Genomic DNA, 15187 nt, shown 5'->3' with positions numbered 1-15187 from the left:
GAAATGACTGGCATAATGGAGTTAACTAAAGTGTTGAAAGGGTGATTGATCGTGGATCAAGTACAACTGAATCAAGGTATGTTTAAAGAATCTCAACAAAAAGGGAAAGAATATTTACTTTATCTCGATATTGATCGACTAATTGCACCGTGCTATGAAGCGGTTGGGCAAGAACCTCGTGCGCCTCGTTATGGTGGGTGGGAATCGATGGAGATCGCCGGACATTCAATCGGACATTGGCTCTCAGCTGCGTCTTTAATGTATAACGTAACAGGTGATTTATTACTTAAGCATAAAATTGATTATGCCATAGACGAGCTAGCACATGTACAAGCTTTTGATCCAGAAGGCTATGTAAGTGGTTTTCCGCGTGACTGTTTTGATGAAGTTTTTACTGGTGAATTCCGTGTTGATAACTTCGGTCTAGGTGGCTCTTGGGTACCGTGGTACAGTATACATAAAATTTATGCTGGTCTTGTTGATGCTTATCGATTGGCTTCAAATGAGAAAGCAAAAACAGTTCTAGTAAAATTGTCAAACTGGGCAGACCAAGGATTAAGTAAGCTAAATGACGAGCAGTTTCAACGCATGTTAATTTGTGAATTTGGTGGCATGAATGAAACGATGGCAGATGTTTACGAAATCACAGGTGATAAGCGCTTCTTAAAGTTAGCAGAGCGCTTTAATCATAAAGCAGTACTGGATCCGTTAATTGAAGGTATTGACGATCTAGCTGGCAAACATGCCAATACACAAATTCCTAAGGTAATCGGTGCTGCAAAGCTTTACGATATGACTGGAAAAGAAGAATATCAAAAATTATCACGTTTCTTTTGGGATCAAGTTGTTTATCATAGATCGTATGCTTTCGGTGGGAATAGTAATGCCGAGCACTTTGGACCAGTAGATACAGAACCGCTTGGAATTATCTCAACAGAAACATGTAACACATACAATATGCTTAAGTTAACAGAGCATTTATTTGATTGGCAGCCAGATAGCCGTTATATGGATTATTATGAAAATGCACTTTATAATCATATTTTAGGCTCACAGGATCCTGAATCTGGAATGAAATCATATTTTATTCCTACTGAGCCAGGACACTTTAAAGTATATTGCTCACCGGATAATTCATTTTGGTGCTGTACGGGTAGTGGAATGGAAAACCCAGCTCGATATACGAAAAATATCTATACGCGAAAAGCAGATTCACTATATGTAAACTTATTTATTCCATCGACATTAACAATTGCGGAGAAAGATCTGCAGTTTATTCAAGAAACTGACTTCCCATATGATGAGACCGTTCATTTTACCGTGAAAGAAGGTAATGGTGAGAGATTAACAGTTTACCTTCGCAAACCAAATTGGTTAGCTGGTGAGATGGCGCTACAAATTAATGGTGAGCCAGTAGCATTAGAACTTGTAAATGGCTACTATGAAATTGATCGTAAGTGGTATAAGAATGATACTGTTACATTCCAATTACCAATGGGACTTCGAACTTATACAGCAAAAGACCAGCCTGAAAAGAAAGCATTTTTCTATGGTCCAATTTTATTAGCTGGAAGATTGGGTCGCGAAAATTATCCAGAGCAAGACATTGTTGGCGATCACCAAGTGTATAATAATCATCCTCTAATTGACGTACCGACATTAGTTACTGATAAACAACCAGAAACAACATTGAATTTAGTCGATGCAGAAACATTAACATTTGAAACTGATGCGATCGGTCAACCGGGTGATCAGAAAATGACATTAATCCCGTTTTATGATTTACATCACGAACGCTATACGGTGTATTGGGATGTACTGACGCCTGAAGCCTATCAAAACTTTATAGATGAAGATCGAGAAAAAGCAGAGGCATTGCGTAGAATAACCGTTGATTTTGTTCAGCCGGGTGAACAACAGCCTGAAACAGATCACATGATTCAATCAGAGAATTCTACAATGGGTTACTTTAATCTAGCAGATCGTCATTGGCGTGATGCTCGTGATGGTGGCTATGTTAGCTATCAATTAGCAGTTGATCCGGAAAAACAAAACCAATTAATTGTCACATATAATGGTGGTGACCGTCACCAGCATATTGATGGTGCGAGATTTGACCGTGAGTTCGATATATTAATTGATGGCATTGTGATTGCAACAGAAAAAATTGAAGCACCAAATCCAGGTTCACTCATTGATCGTACTTATCAAATTCCTGTTGATCTAACGAAAGGTAAAGATCGAGTAGAAGTTAAGTTCCAAGCAGATCAAAAGAAAATTGCTGGAGGACTTTATGGTGTCAGAATTATAAAACAATAAAATGATAATAATCACCTCAATCGTTGTTCTCAGGTTCAATGTCAAATAGTGTTGGTAGGTTTTATAATTAGTCGAGAATAAATTTATATTAGTTTTAATAAAGATACAACTTGTTCACCGCAGGTGAAATACACTCGCTTTCTGCGGGCACGGCTTTTAGCTAACTAAGGCAAGCATAGAGCGCTTGCCTTAGTGGATCTTCAGCTCGTGCAGTTCCCGCAGGAGTCTCGTGTATTTCACCTGCTGTTTTTCACTTCTAAATTAAATGGCTGCTTCATACCGTGTTTCTTTTTGCATTTTTCACTCGAATTTGTTTCTATTGCTTTAAACTTGAAGTGAATCATCATTCGTTTCTTGAAATAATAAAAATTACGATAACCGTATGCGACTTTGCTAATTACCTTAATCTTGTTGTTAATCCCTTCAATTCGGCCGTTGTTGTATATGTGAATAAAACTATTCTGTTTATATGGTAAATGTATTCTTAAAGTTTTTAGACTAGTTTTCATTTTGATACCACAATTTTTACAATGAGTAGGATCATAAGTTAGATCACCATGAATAAATTTACATGGTTGACCTTTTTATTCGGCGCGCTCCACACATCCGGGTAAAAAAGTTATATTTTTATCTAGTAGTAAGAATAAGAAAGTTGATAATTAGCAGTTAGCCGAACCGGAGACTCCAATGGGGACAGCACGAGCTGAAGATCCACTCAGTCAAGCGTACTCTGCTTGACTGAGTTAGCTAAAAGACGTGCCCATGGAACGCGGAGGTTCGGCTAACTGCGGTTTATAACGTGAGTTATAAAATTAAATATTCTTAAAATAAAAAAATAACGTTAGTAAGTTTTCAAACTCACCAACGTTATATATTGTACAACCTGTTCTCATCATCATGAGGTGATTTTTATCTGTTTATTTTTCTTGCAAAACTATCGACAAATAAGACACAATAAAGCTAAATATGTTATAGTATGTATGGAAAGAAAGGGGTTATCTTGATGATACAAAGAAAGAGTAAACGTGAGATTGAATTAATGGCTGAAGCAGGTAAGCTACTTGCTGAAATCCATAAAGAAATAGCAAAAATGATTAAGCCAGGGATTACAACAACTGAGATCGATAAATTTGTTGAAAAATATATGCGAGATCATGGTGCAATTCCAGAACAAATCGGTTATAACGGTTACGAGTATGCAACTTGTGCCTCAATTAATGATGAGATCTGTCATGGATTTCCTCGACCAGAACCATTAAAAGATGGAGATATTGTGACAATCGATATGGTTGTAAATTTAAATGGTTTCCTTGCTGATTCAGCTTGGACATATGCGGTTGGTGAGGTTGATGAAGCCGGGAAAAAATTAATGGATGTAACGAAAAAAGCACTTTACCTCGGAATAGAGCAAGCTCAAGTTGGTAATCGTGTTGGTGATATTGGTCATGCGATTCAGCAATATGCAGAGGGCGAAGGTTTTTCTGTTGTACGTGAATTTACAGGACACGGAATTGGTCCAACAATGCATGAATCACCTTATATCCCACATTACGGCTTACCTGGTAAAGGTGTTCGATTAAAAGAAGGTATGGCAATCACAATTGAGCCAATGCTAAACGAAGGTGCATGGCAAAGTAAGATGGATGACAACGGCTGGACAGCACGAACGGTTGATGGTAAGCGTTCAGCTCAGTTTGAGCATACACTTATTATTACGAAAGATGGGCCACTTATTTTAACTGAACAAGATGAATAAATAGCTAGCCTTTTGCTAGCTATTTATTTAACTTGAACTCCAACTAGATTGAGTTCGGAATTGTATGGAGGTTTTTATATGCGTTCAGTCGATCAATTTATCAAAGGTTTAAAAGTTGGGATACCGATCATGCTTGGCTATTTCCCAATTGCGATAACCTTTGGTGTACTAGCCAGTCAGGCCGGATTATCTTTATTAGAATTAACTGGTATGAGTGTGATGGTTTACGGTGGTGCCGCTCAAATTATGGCAACAAATATGATTTTACTTAATGCAGGTGTACTGGAAATTGTGATTGCCACATTTGTATTGAACTTTAGGCATTTTGTGATGAGCTTTTCATTTGCCCATCGTTTAACAAAAACTAATCTAAAATGGCGCACACTATTAACTCTATTTATAACAGATGAAACATTTTCCGTAACAACTGTTGAGAAGGAACAAGCTAATGAGGAAAATGGCCATTGGTTTTACTTTGCAATTGTTCTTAGTGCATACATATCGTGGGTAGTTGGATCGTTTATCGGCGGATTTGTAGGCGATATTATACCTAGTGCCATTAGCCAAAGCTTTGGCATTGCGTTATATGCGATGTTTATTGCTTTATTGGTACCTTCAGTTAAAGCAAATTTCAGATATGGTTTAATTGCAGTGCTGGCGATGATTTTAAATTATGGTTTTAATCAATTTATTCAAGAAGGCTGGTCGATCGTCTTGTCTACTTTAGTAGCAAGTGGACTTGGTTTCTTATTGTTTAGGAGGAGTGAATCATGACAATCTGGTTAATGATTATTTTAATGAGTCTTGTCACGGTTATTCCAAGAATCTTACCAGCATTTATAGTAGACAAATTAAAGTTTCCGACTTGGGTTGGGCAATGGCTTGAATTAATTCCTTATGCAGCTCTCGGGGCATTAATTTTTCCTGGTATTTTAAATGTTATTGCTGATCAGCCTCATATTGGTATTATTGGTGGTTTAGCAGCTATATTGTTATCATTATTCAGATTCCACATTGTATTAGTCGTCATTGGTGCAATTGGCGTAGTTTATTTTCTACTCTGATATAAAGAGATAAGTATTTTATTACGCTAAAAAAATGAGGATGAGGTCATTTTACCTCATCCTTTCGTATTTAATCATTCATTATTGAACATAAGGTTCAAGGTGAATCTGAATTTGGTCGGCATCGAATTGTTTAGCTAAAGCAGATTCGATTCGGTCTGTGATTAAATGTGCATGTTGAATCGTCATCTTAGGATCGACATAAAGTGTTAAATCTAGATAAATACGATTACCGTCATATCTTCCTTTTATATCTTTCACTTCTTTTACATCAGGATCTTTTTCAATAAAAGCTTTAATCTCTTCAACTGATTCAACCTCAAATCCGTCTGTTAATGTGACACTTGCATCCATGAAAATTTTCCATGCCGTATAAACGATAATGATACCGACAAATAATCCCGCAATCGGATCAATCCAAGTGAACCCAATCTGTGCGCCTAAAATCCCAAAGAATGCTGCCAAACTTATGAGAGCATCAGCTTTATTATCTTGTGATGCTGCAAAGAGTGATTGACTATTTATCTTAATTGATAATTTTCGATTAAATAAATACACACCAAACATAAAACATGCAGATATTAAGGCAATCCAGCCTGCAAGCATTGATGGTTGCTGACTTTGCCCACTAAAAGTGAGTTGGATGGCATTAATGATAACTTGTAAGCCAACGGTTACCATAATAAAAGCAGCTACAAGTGATGCAATCAGCTCAGCACGGAAATGACCATAGTGATGGTTATGATCAGGTGGTCTCCTGGAAATTTTTAAACCGATTAAGATTGATATTGAAGCGACAACATCTGTGGCATTATTCAAGCCATCAGCACGAAGCGCCTGGGAATGTGTCATTTGTGCAATAATAATTTTTGTTAAGGCTAAGACAATGTAGGCGATAATACTAAGCCATGCGCCAAACTCGCCTTTTTTAATTTTTTGATACTGATTCATTGAGTTGTTTCCTTCCTGATACGTTTTATAATACTTTATCATTGTGAATGTTGGTGGGTCTAGAGCAAGATTACTTGTCATGGCAATGATTGTTTCCCTATGGAAAAATTTTATGATATTACCAATTAATATTATTAATAAAATAGATACATTATTCTTTTGTCTAATGTTGTATAATAGGGGCATTAGGATTGAGGTGAGCCGTTTGAAAAGTAATATTTTATTATTAGTTTTAATAATTATTTTTATAACAGGGTGCAATGGAGCTAATAATGAAGCAATACCATATGATACTTCTAATCTTGAAGTAAAAGCAGTTACCCAATTAAATAAGAAGCCAATGATTGAATTTGAAGAACTTGAAGAAATCGAAGAAGAGACTAAAGAAGAAATAGAAACACAAGATGAGTCAGAAAAAACAGAGAAAAACGAAGAAGTTAAAGCTCCTGAAAAGACAGAGCAGAAGATAGTTATTAGCGATGAAGATAAAAGTAATTATAATATTTCTGATGTTGACCAGAAAACAGGTTTATATATTGTGAGTAATCCAAGTAGTATTGAAGTTTATCTAAATAAGAACCGAAAACTACCTGCTGGTTATGCACCTAATGATTTAGTTGAGCCAGATGTATCTCATACAAAACCTAAAGGTGATGAACGTCGACTATTAAGAAAAGATGCTGCTTCTGCACTAGAAACGTTATTTTCAACAGCATTTGAAGAGGAAGGCATTGAGTTAGCTGCTGTATCAGGCTATCGCTCACATCAAACGCAAACAAATATTTATCAAGGTCATGTCAATCGAAGTGGTCAAGATTACGCAAATCGCTTTTCAGCTCGACCTGGCACTAGTGAACATGAAACAGGCTTGGCGATGGATGTGAGTGCAGCGGTGTAGGTTTTGCGCTTGAGCAGGTTTTTAAAGAAACGACAGAAGGCAGCTGGTTAGCTGATAATGCTCATCGATTTGGCTTTATTATTCGTTATCCTGAAGATAAAGAACATATTACTGGTTATGGTTTTGAACCGTGGCATTTACGTTACGTTGGTAAAAGCCTAGCAGAACATTTATATCATAACTCATTAACTTTAGAAGAGTATTTTGGTTATCATATAGAACTAAATAATTAACAAGAAAAAATGATTTCTACTTAGACTAGAAATCATTTTTAATTAATCAATCGTATGGGGGCAGAAAAATTAATGAAGAGAATCGAAACAGATACATTAGGACAAGTTGAGGTTGATCAATCAAAATATTGGGGGGCTCAAACACAACGGAGTCTGGAAAATTTCCCAATCGGTATTGAAAAGATGCCGACTCAACTGATACGAGCGTTTGTTATTTTAAAGAGAAGTACGGCAGTTGCTAACTATCGATTAAAAAAAATATCAAAACTAAAAAAAGAAGCGATCGTTTATGCTTGTGATCATGTTTTAAATCATGATCTAATGGAGCATTTCCCACTCGTTGTTTGGCAAACAGGTAGTGGTACGCAAACAAATATGAACGTAAATGAAGTATTAGCTTTTATCGGCAATCAATTTTTAATTGAACAGGGTCATAATGAGCGACTTCACCCGAACGATGATATTAATAAGTCGCAAAGCTCGAATGATACATTTCCAACCGCTATGCATATTGCGGCTGTTTTGGAGATTGAAGCACAGCTATTGCCTGCACTTGATGAAATTAATCAAACATTAATCGAGCAAGCAGATAAATATCGAGATTTAATTAAAATTGGGCGGACGCATTTACAAGATGCAACGCCGATTACATTTGGTCAAGAAATTAGTGGCTGGCAACATATGATTGAGAAGATTATCGTAATGGTAAAAGAAGATTTAAACTACTTAAATGAACTTGCGATCGGTGGGACGGCAGTCGGTACTGGCCTAAATGCACATTCTAAATTTAGTGAATATGTTGTTAATGAAATTTCTCAATTTACAAATCGACCATTTAAGTCTGCCGCAAATAAATTTCACGCATTAACGAGTCATGATCAAATGGTTCGAGCTCATGGCACATTAAAAGCATTGGCTGCAAATGTGATGAAAATTGCTAATGATATTCGCTGGTTGGCAAGTGGACCGCGCGCAGGAATAGGCGAGCTAGTGCTACCGACTAATGAGCCAGGAAGTTCGATTATGCCAGGAAAAGTTAACCCAACTCAAGCTGAAGCATTGACTATGGTTGCGGTACAAGTGATGGGAAATGATACGACGATTGGCATTGCAGCTAGTCAAGGTAATTTTGAACTTAATGTTTTTAAACCAGTGATTATCTATAACTTTTTACAATCTGTGCAGTTATTAGCTGATGGCATCCGTTCGTTTAATCGTCGTTGTTTAGTTGGAATGAAGCCGAATGAAACAGTTATGACAGAAGATTTAAATGCGTCACTCATGCTTGTAACGGCACTAAATCCGCATATTGGTTATGATAAAGCTAGTGAGATTGCTAAAAAAGCATATAAAGAAAATATAACTTTAAAGCAAGCAGCTTTAGAATTAGGCTATTTAACCGAAACTGAATTTGAACAATTCGTGGATCCAGCAAAAATGGTTGAACCGAGAGATTAATTTCGATCAATTTTTATACAAAGTTTATCCGTCTTGATTTTGTATAGGTAGCAATTCCCTTACACGCTAGTTATTAACGTGATTATTTTTAATCAGTTGTATCAGACTAGTAGTGAGGAGGTGAACAACGATGACTGATAGAAACCGATCAAACAAATTAGTTGTTCCCGGTGTTGAGCAAAAATTAGAACAAATGAAATATGAAATTGCTCAAGAATTTGGTGTTAGACCTGGTCCAAATGAAACTGCGCGAGCAAATGGTTCAGTAGGTGGAGAAATTACTAAACGACTCGTTCAACAAGCTCAAGAACAAATGGGTCCAAATAATTAAATCAGTATTAGTAAATGAATAATTGTCATATAAAAAGCGACATCTGTTTTAGATGTCGCTTAAATTTGTTTATTATTAAATTATCTAATGCGCTCTTCAGTTTCAGCATCGAAGAAGTGGCACTTGTGCATATCGAATGCAAGTGTAACTGTTTCGCCACCACTTACATCTGTACGTGAATCAACACGTGCGATGAAGTCTTGCTCTGCTAAATTAGAGTATAGGTAAGTTTCTGAACCCATTAATTCAGCAACATCGATTACTGCATTAATTGTTGATGTAGGGTTTGCATCAATAAATACAGGCTCATCATGGATATCCTCTGGACGTACACCTAGGATAACTTCTTTACCGATATAACCTTGTTCGCGAAGTGGCTTCATCTTGCCTTCAGGAACACCAATTACTTGACCGTTATTTGAAACGTGGAAACCGTCTTCTTGGATTGTACCAGTGAAGAAGTTCATTGCAGGTGAACCAATGAATCCACCAACGAATACGTTATCTGGCTTGTCATAAATTTCCTTAGGTGCACCAACTTGTTGGATAATACCATCTTTAAGTACAACTAGGTTTGTAGCCATTGTCATCGCTTCAGTTTGGTCGTGTGTAACGTAAATTGAAGTTGTTTCTAAACGCTTGTGAAGTTTTTGGATTTCAGCACGCATCTGAACACGAAGTTTCGCGTCTAAGTTTGATAAAGGCTCATCCATTAAGAATACTTGTGCGTCACGAACAATCGCACGTCCTAAAGCGACACGCTGACGCTGACCACCTGAAAGTGCTTTTGGTTTACGGTCTAGGAAAGCTTCAAGACCTAAGATTTCAGCCGCATTTTTAACACGACGGTCGATTTCATCTTTCTTGAACTTACGTAATTTAAGACCGAATGCCATGTTATCATATACGTTCATGTGTGGATAAAGTGCATAGTTTTGGAAAACCATTGCGATGTCACGATCTTTAGGAGCAACATCGTTCATTAGTTTACCGTTGATGTATAGTTCACCAGATGTAATTTCTTCTAATCCAGCGATCATACGTAAAGTTGTAGACTTACCACAACCAGATGGACCTACGAATACAACGAATTCTTTGTCTTTAATTTCAAGGTTGAAGTCAGATACTGCTTTAACTCCATCCTTATCATAAATCTTATTAATATTTCTTAGGGATAGTTCTGCCATTATATAATCCTCCTCTGATTTGAAAACGTTTAACTTTATAAATTAAGTTTACACAACTAAGCGATTTAGGTAAATGGACACACTGCACAAAAAAAAGACAACCTCTTTGTGCACGCTTACAAAACTATCGTCATTTTACTTTTCGGTTAATAGCAACATGCTTAATTCTAATAAATTTACTAACATATTTTCACAAAAAAATACTAGTCAATAAATGATACTGACTAGCACGATAGAATGTCATTAATCGACATGGCGTTTTAATAATAAAATTAAGTAGACCGATACGGCATTTTCAAATTGTTTGACGTCGATATTGGTTTTTTCAATAAATTTATCGATACGGTATTGTAAACTATTGCGATGCATATAAAGTTCTTTCGCAGCTAAACTGACATTAAAATTACTTTCGAGAAAAACTTGAATTGAACGTAACAGTTCTTCATCTTCAGCTGTTTCTTGTAAAATCGCCTCTACTAAAAAGCGACTATCGGTTTTACTTTTAATTGTTGTTATTAGGTATGGAATTGCAGATACATAGCTCATAACTGGTTTTGTACTATAACGATTAAGCTTTTCAAAACTCGTCTGCATCCAAGTATAATATTCATGAGCTTTATTTAGATCAGATAAATAAGGTCCAATATATAGTTGAACATCAAGATAAAAGTCAGTTGTAAATACTTCTATCATATCCTCATAGGAAATAGTTTCTTCATCTAAATTTAAATCTTCTTCAATAATAATACCTGATAATTGATTCATCCACACAATTGCTGGTCGTGATGAATAGAGGCCATCAATTGCTGTTCTAAAGTCTTCAGGATCAGCCAGTGGCTCCGAAAGAGTATACATAATGAAGCGATACTGCTTTGGTTTATGATTAAATGTTGATTCATCAAGTTCATTAATTAAATGATGCCAACATTGCTCTCGATTGGTTACTGGTGGGTGAGCACCGTGATAAGGTGTTAAGATTAACTCTAGTAAAGATTGATCTTTTTGATCAAGTTCCTGTTTCTCGATTCCGATAATTGTGTTATCAGCAGTCATAAACCATTGATATTTAGCTGGCTGATTTGTTTGATTAGGTTGCTTAATGACTAAGCTTGAATATATTTTTTTAAGTTGATCTATCATAGTAAAAGGCCTCGCTTATTTTTTTGAAAATTTATCATCTTAATCTTGTTGTTTCATTATAACAAATAATCTCGATGATGTCGTTTCGTAATATATAGAAGTTTGAGTCAAGTATTTGTAGGCAATTTTTCTACGTTAATAATGAAAGCGGATTCATCATTTTAAGGTGACCCCTTGATAAAGTTTTTGCCTTTTTTAAAAACCAGATAACTCCTTTAACACGTTGTATATCGGAATATTTGCCTTTCCTTTTAGGTACATAAGATTGTCTCTGGTAACCTGACCAATGGTTCTTTTAACCTTTTCTTTATAATGTCTTGGTGGTTTCTTTTCCAGCTCGATTTCTGTCCATTTATCTATTCGCCCGAATAAAGTCTTTAGGGACAAATTATCCAAGAAGGCCACTAATGCAGTGCCCATGGCACTTACACCTTTATCCGACCAACTACGGCCATTTTTTAGTCTTTTGGCAAACACACTCATGGTTCCCTCTGCGCTTCCCATTGGACGCATACCAGTTGTATCAATTCCCTGTTCTTTTAACCATATTCTATAATCTCCCAATGCTTCTGGATATTTTTCTAATTGGCGGATAAACGACACAAGTCGTTCCTCCTTCTCCTCATCCTCAAGCGTTCCTACGGCACTGTTAAGCTCTGTTAAGAACGTTTTGTATTTGTATGCCGCAAGGGCTTTACGAATGGACCGATAACGAGGATGCTTGCTGAATATACTCTTAACCTCTCGTGCCACATGAAAGCGATCAAGAGAAAAGAATACACGACCTTTAAAATACTCACGACAGGATGTAATCCAGTTGGCACCATCTCCATTTATAACCAGCTTGTGAAAAGTCGGGTCATATTCGAAGTTTTCAATTAGAAAGTCCTCAAAAGCCTCCCAAAAGGGTTGCTTTCCTTTGTGAATAAAATGACGTTTGTTCTTAAGGCTAACCCGTTTTCCATTGACTTCCCATCCTTGATGGACAGCTGCTATTTTCTCTTCTTTTCCCTTTTTCCATTTACCTTGGCGTTTTACAAATAAACCATCTACTTCTACAAATAAGACGGGTTGGAGTATAGGTTCACGCTTTTTAGGTTTACACGTAACCTCTAATAGGTGTTGACGAATTGCCTCATGACTGATAACCCGGTAACCTAATAGAGTTTGTAATGTATTAGCTGCATTTCGATAGGAGCGACCCTTAACAGCTAGCTCAATGGCAGCTTCCTCAATCAATGGACTAAAAGAACCGGCCTCCTCAAACTCTAGATAACGATCAAGAAGATAGACATATTCCCCAGTTGATCGGTCAAGGTAATAATTGCGATATAATTCAATCTCACCAAAGAGACTAGCTATATTAAACTTTCTTTTATCAATAAGACGATAGCGCTTTTTATCACGTTCATCGGCAATCTGTTGGTCCATATCCTCCAAGACCTGTTTCATAACGAAACCAAAGGTTTCTTGTAATTGTCTCCAAACCAATTGCTCAATTTGTTTTAAATTTGGGTATTTTATGATATTCTTTTCCATGAGGGATTCTCCTTTCGGTAATGGTGTTTTAGTAGACTATCATTTTACCAAGGAGTGTCCCTTTTTTCATGACTTTTGCTTTGTTTCCTACCGCGCTATCGCTTGCTGGCCCCTTCACTTAGTGAAGGGGTTAATATATTTTTGCGCCCACAATAATTTTACTCATACTATATAGAACTGGTTAGATAAGTTAAAGAAAAAATATTAATTATAACCAATAATATTTGGTTTCTTGTTTTAAGTTTGTTATAGTTGAACAGTGAGAAATGAACGAAAGTAACAGGTTCTAAACAATTTAGGAGGATTTAAAATTATGTCATCTATTCAAGAGAGTGCACAGGCACTTGAGCAAGCCCTAAGAGAAAGTGAAGAATTCCAAGGTTTGAAGTCAGCTTATGAAGCGGTTATGAATGACGAGGTAGCAAAAAAATTGTTTGATAATTTCCGTGATGTACAAATTGAACTTCAACAAAAACAAATGCAAGGCCTAGAAATTACTGAAGAAGAAGTAGATAAAGCACGAAAAGTTGTTGCGACAGTTCAACAGCATGAGCAAATTTCTATGTTAATGGCAGAAGAGCAACGTGTTAATGACCTAATTAATGAAGTTAGCCGCACGATTACGAAGCCATTAGAAGAATTATATAGCCAACAAGCGTAAGACAGAAAAAACCCACTTTTTTAAGTGGGTTTTGATTTTTATTTTTTCTCCATAATTTTGTCGATTAAGCCATATTTTAAAGCAGCTTGAGCAGACATGAAGTTATCGCGGTCTGTATCGCGTTCGATTACTTCAATTGGTTGTCCAGTACGTTCTGATAAAATTTGATTAATCTTATCACGCATTTCAATAATTCGCTTAGCGTGGATTTGAATGTCAGTCGCTTGACCTTGTGTACCACCTAATGGTTGGTGAATCATCACTTCACTGTTTGGAAGTGCATATCGTTTACCAGGTGCGCCTGCAGCTAATAAGAAAGCCCCCATTGATGCAGCCATACCTACACAAATTGTTGATACATCAGGCTTAATAAATTGCATCGTATCAAAGATTGCCATACCTGCTGTAATTGATCCACCAGGTGAATTAATATAAATTGAAATATCTTTTTCAGGACTTTCTGCTTCTAAGAAAAGCAATTGTGCAACAATGCTGTTAGCGACATTATCATCAATTGCACTACCTAACATAATGATTCGGTCCTTTAATAGGCGAGAATAAATATCATAAGCACGTTCACCGCGGTTTGTTTGTTCAATAACTGTTGGAATTAAATTCATACCTGTTCCTCCTTATGTCTATTAAATAAATCATTTTCACCTTTATACTACCCAAATGGTCAGTAAAGGTCAAATCAAATACTTTTATAAACTTACCCTTATTTTCCCCTAACTGTTGGGAAAATAAACCTAGATATATTATAGCAGAATTGAAATCAATTTGGTTGATTTCATCTTTAAAAAGATTTAATTGAAAACTTAACTGTAATCCGCTATAATAATTTTTGTTACTTTTAATTATGCGCCCGTAGCTCAGGGGATAGAGCATCGGTTTCCGGTACCGTGTGTCGGGGGTTCGAATCCCTCCGGGCGTGCTTGAAAAAAATTACTTAAATGAGGAACTTACTCATTTAAGTTTTTTTATTTTTAGGCGAACATAGTCCGAAATGTTAATTAAACTTGTTTCTTCATTATATAGTCAAACGATACCCAATTGATATTCGTTAATCATGTACATAGATTATTCTGCTTGTGTCAAACTAGTTGATGTGGGGGTGAGAAATATAGTGAAGAACGATAAGGATCTGAGAAAAAGCAACAAGCTTAAACGTCTCGAACGCCTAAAAGAAGAAGAACTTCAAAGAAGCGGTAAGCACCGATTTGCTGAAGAGTTTTCTGATGAACCACTTTCAGAAGAACATTTAGAATTAGATACACCAGATCATCAAATATAAAATTTCACCCCTGATATTATTGTCAGGGGTTTATTTTTTCTAACTGTTCTCAATTCTGAATCATTTTAGTATAATGATTACTGGTTGTAAAGAAAATATGGGGTGTTAATAAATGAAATTGTTGTCATGGTTAGTTATCTCTTGGCTAATTATTTGGGAGATGAACCATTTCGAAAAAATCTTCGGGATCTCTGTATTTACAAAATACATCCTGATCGTCGGTTTAATTATTTACTTCGGCTACCTATTAGATATACATAAAGCACTTGAAAAAATAAAACAAAAATTTCTCAACAAAGGATGCGTAAAACAGTAAAATTCAACTACAAAATATAATGGAATTGTTAAGAATAATT

Annotated in this window: 15 protein-coding genes, 1 tRNA gene and 1 pseudogene; 11 read left to right on the top strand and 6 right to left on the bottom strand. The window is 36.1% G+C overall.

The genetic code is table 11. The features are described from left to right. The first annotated feature begins 51 nt into the window (after positions 1 to 51). Positions 52 to 2319, top strand: coding sequence for a glycoside hydrolase family 127 protein (locus AXY_RS09420; RefSeq protein WP_015010573.1), 2268 nt, complete (start codon positions 52 to 54; stop codon positions 2317 to 2319). Between the two features lie 236 nt (positions 2320 to 2555). Here AXY_RS09420 and AXY_RS12410 read toward each other — a convergent pair whose 3' ends face one another. Beyond that, complete coding sequence (locus AXY_RS12410; protein WP_269447595.1) at positions 2556 to 2882, bottom strand: transposase; 327 nt, start codon at positions 2880 to 2882, stop codon at positions 2556 to 2558. A gap of 440 nt (positions 2883 to 3322) precedes the next feature. Here AXY_RS12410 and map point away from each other — a divergent pair, with 440 nt between their 5' ends. From map to AXY_RS09400, 3 genes are all read left to right on the top strand, one after another. Then, complete coding sequence (gene map, locus AXY_RS09410) at positions 3323 to 4075, top strand: type I methionyl aminopeptidase (RefSeq protein ID WP_015010572.1); 753 nt, start codon at positions 3323 to 3325, stop codon at positions 4073 to 4075. 78 nt (positions 4076 to 4153) lie between these two features. Then, the gene (locus AXY_RS09405; protein WP_015010571.1) at positions 4154 to 4849 is read left to right on the top strand and encodes an AzlC family ABC transporter permease; all 696 of its coding nucleotides are present in this window, start codon (positions 4154 to 4156) and stop codon (positions 4847 to 4849) included. Continuing rightward, positions 4846 to 5139, top strand: coding sequence for an AzlD domain-containing protein (locus AXY_RS09400; protein ID WP_015010570.1), 294 nt, complete (start codon positions 4846 to 4848; stop codon positions 5137 to 5139). The genes AXY_RS09405 and AXY_RS09400 overlap by 4 nt, the downstream gene beginning before the upstream one ends. A gap of 81 nt (positions 5140 to 5220) precedes the next feature. On the opposite strand, the gene AXY_RS09395 is transcribed toward AXY_RS09400, so the two are convergent. Then, on the bottom strand, positions 5221 to 6090 hold the full coding sequence (locus tag AXY_RS09395; RefSeq protein WP_015010569.1) for a cation diffusion facilitator family transporter: 870 nt from the start codon (positions 6088 to 6090) through the stop codon (positions 5221 to 5223). 205 nt (positions 6091 to 6295) lie between these two features. Between AXY_RS09395 and AXY_RS12820 the strand changes: the two genes are divergently transcribed. From AXY_RS12820 to AXY_RS09380, 4 genes and pseudogenes are all read left to right on the top strand, one after another. After that, positions 6296 to 6988 (top strand): M15 family metallopeptidase, encoded by a 693-nt coding sequence (locus AXY_RS12820; protein WP_015010568.1) that lies wholly within the window; start codon positions 6296 to 6298, stop codon positions 6986 to 6988. Between the two features lie 62 nt (positions 6989 to 7050). Then, positions 7051 to 7221: pseudogene (locus tag AXY_RS13090) on the top strand (D-alanyl-D-alanine carboxypeptidase family protein); the annotation flags it as partial. A gap of 72 nt (positions 7222 to 7293) precedes the next feature. Next, the gene (fumC, locus tag AXY_RS09385) at positions 7294 to 8679 is read left to right on the top strand and encodes a class II fumarate hydratase (protein WP_015010567.1); all 1386 of its coding nucleotides are present in this window, start codon (positions 7294 to 7296) and stop codon (positions 8677 to 8679) included. Between the two features lie 130 nt (positions 8680 to 8809). Continuing rightward, complete coding sequence (locus AXY_RS09380; protein WP_015010566.1) at positions 8810 to 9010, top strand: alpha/beta-type small acid-soluble spore protein; 201 nt, start codon at positions 8810 to 8812, stop codon at positions 9008 to 9010. Positions 9011 to 9090: 80 nt separating this feature from the next. Here the strand turns inward: AXY_RS09380 and AXY_RS09375 are convergent, their stop codons facing one another. The 3 genes from AXY_RS09375 to AXY_RS09365 form a co-directional block, all read right to left on the bottom strand. Continuing rightward, entirely contained in the window at positions 9091 to 10197 is a 1107-nt protein-coding gene (locus AXY_RS09375; protein ID WP_015010565.1) for an ABC transporter ATP-binding protein, read from the bottom strand. A gap of 243 nt (positions 10198 to 10440) precedes the next feature. Further along, on the bottom strand, positions 10441 to 11337 hold the full coding sequence (locus tag AXY_RS09370) for a PucR family transcriptional regulator (RefSeq protein WP_015010564.1): 897 nt from the start codon (positions 11335 to 11337) through the stop codon (positions 10441 to 10443). 195 nt (positions 11338 to 11532) lie between these two features. Next, positions 11533 to 12876 (bottom strand): ISLre2 family transposase, encoded by a 1344-nt coding sequence (locus tag AXY_RS09365; protein WP_015009875.1) that lies wholly within the window; start codon positions 12874 to 12876, stop codon positions 11533 to 11535. A gap of 313 nt (positions 12877 to 13189) precedes the next feature. Between AXY_RS09365 and AXY_RS09360 the strand changes: the two genes are divergently transcribed. Next, the gene (locus AXY_RS09360; RefSeq protein WP_015010563.1) at positions 13190 to 13537 is read left to right on the top strand and encodes a YlbF family regulator; all 348 of its coding nucleotides are present in this window, start codon (positions 13190 to 13192) and stop codon (positions 13535 to 13537) included. A 38-nt stretch (positions 13538 to 13575) separates the two neighbouring features. On the opposite strand, the gene clpP is transcribed toward AXY_RS09360, so the two are convergent. Continuing rightward, complete coding sequence (gene clpP / locus AXY_RS09355) at positions 13576 to 14157, bottom strand: ATP-dependent Clp endopeptidase proteolytic subunit ClpP (RefSeq protein WP_015010562.1); 582 nt, start codon at positions 14155 to 14157, stop codon at positions 13576 to 13578. A gap of 241 nt (positions 14158 to 14398) precedes the next feature. On the opposite strand from clpP, the gene AXY_RS09345 reads away from it, so the two are divergent. Together AXY_RS09345 and AXY_RS12815 are read left to right on the top strand one after the other, a co-directional pair. After that, positions 14399 to 14471: transfer RNA gene (locus AXY_RS09345), tRNA-Arg, on the top strand. A gap of 192 nt (positions 14472 to 14663) precedes the next feature. After that, entirely contained in the window at positions 14664 to 14831 is a 168-nt protein-coding gene (locus AXY_RS12815; RefSeq protein ID WP_015010561.1) for a hypothetical protein, read from the top strand. Positions 14832 to 15187: the final 356 nt, after the last annotated feature.

The organism is Amphibacillus xylanus NBRC 15112, assembly GCF_000307165.1.
Classification (GTDB): Bacteria; Bacillota; Bacilli; order Bacillales; family Amphibacillaceae; genus Amphibacillus; species Amphibacillus xylanus.
Note: the sequence above shows the minus strand (reverse complement) of the source record. Positions and strands in the feature narration are given on the sequence as shown.

Coding starts and splice junctions, on each gene's coding strand:
- map (WP_015010572.1), top strand. CDS start 3,323: ATGATACAAAGAAAGAGTAAACGTGAGATTGAATTAATGGCTGAAGCA.
- AXY_RS09405 (WP_015010571.1), top strand. CDS start 4,154: ATGCGTTCAGTCGATCAATTTATCAAAGGTTTAAAAGTTGGGATACCG.
- AXY_RS09400 (WP_015010570.1), top strand. CDS start 4,846: ATGACAATCTGGTTAATGATTATTTTAATGAGTCTTGTCACGGTTATT.
- AXY_RS09395 (WP_015010569.1), bottom strand. CDS start 6,090: ATGAATCAGTATCAAAAAATTAAAAAAGGCGAGTTTGGCGCATGGCTT.
- fumC (WP_015010567.1), top strand. CDS start 7,294: ATGAAGAGAATCGAAACAGATACATTAGGACAAGTTGAGGTTGATCAA.
- AXY_RS09380 (WP_015010566.1), top strand. CDS start 8,810: ATGACTGATAGAAACCGATCAAACAAATTAGTTGTTCCCGGTGTTGAG.
- AXY_RS09375 (WP_015010565.1), bottom strand. CDS start 10,197: ATGGCAGAACTATCCCTAAGAAATATTAATAAGATTTATGATAAGGAT.
- AXY_RS09370 (WP_015010564.1), bottom strand. CDS start 11,337: ATGATAGATCAACTTAAAAAAATATATTCAAGCTTAGTCATTAAGCAA.
- AXY_RS09365 (WP_015009875.1), bottom strand. CDS start 12,876: ATGGAAAAGAATATCATAAAATACCCAAATTTAAAACAAATTGAGCAA.
- AXY_RS09360 (WP_015010563.1), top strand. CDS start 13,190: ATGTCATCTATTCAAGAGAGTGCACAGGCACTTGAGCAAGCCCTAAGA.
- clpP (WP_015010562.1), bottom strand. CDS start 14,157: ATGAATTTAATTCCAACAGTTATTGAACAAACAAACCGCGGTGAACGT.